At 68.8% G+C, this 545-nt stretch carries 1 protein-coding gene; it reads right to left on the bottom strand.

The genetic code is table 11. From position 1 onward, the window contains the following. Nucleotides 1-123 precede the first annotated feature (123 nt). Nucleotides 124-378, bottom strand: a complete 255-nt coding sequence (locus QHF89_RS49915) for a hypothetical protein (RefSeq protein WP_136973429.1) — start codon at nt 376-378, stop codon at nt 124-126. Nucleotides 379-545: the final 167 nt, after the last annotated feature.

Genomic DNA, 545 nt, shown 5'->3' with positions numbered 1-545 from the left:
CGATGCGCGAGACCTCCGCACGAATGGCCGCCGCTTGTTGTTCCGTATGCATGTTGAGGCTCCTTCCGGTTGGGAGCCTGGGCACGGGGGCCACGGGACGTCAGGACGGGGGGCGGCGAGGACTTACTCTCCCTCCCACCGGAGCCGCACATCCCGCCGCCGTAGCCCCCGCACCTCATTCGGCCGCAGCCCGGCATACGCCATCAACCCGAACGCCAAACGCTGCGACCCGCTCGCCGCCGCGAGAATCCGCTCGACCTCCTCGTCGGTCGGAATCTCCAGAATGCACTGCCCGATCGGCTTGAGCCTGGGCAACCCCTCCGGCACCCGCGCGATGTACCCGCGCGCCTTCGCGAATCGCAGCACCGACCGGAGCACGATCTGCGTATTGTTCCGCGTCGACTGCGACAGCTCGCGCTTCGTAAGCGCCCGGCCAACTACATCTTGGAGCCCCCGCGCCAGCCGTTCACCCTGCCCTCAACGCGTCTGGAGGACGGATGGCACGGAGGACGGCGAAGCAGTGGGCTCGGCTGGTCGCGCGCTGG

This window comes from Polyangium sorediatum, from assembly GCF_029946465.1.
In the GTDB taxonomy this organism is placed as follows: Bacteria; Myxococcota_A; Polyangia; order Polyangiales; family Polyangiaceae; genus Polyangium; species Polyangium fumosum.
This window is presented reverse-complemented; position numbering and strand designations above follow the sequence as displayed.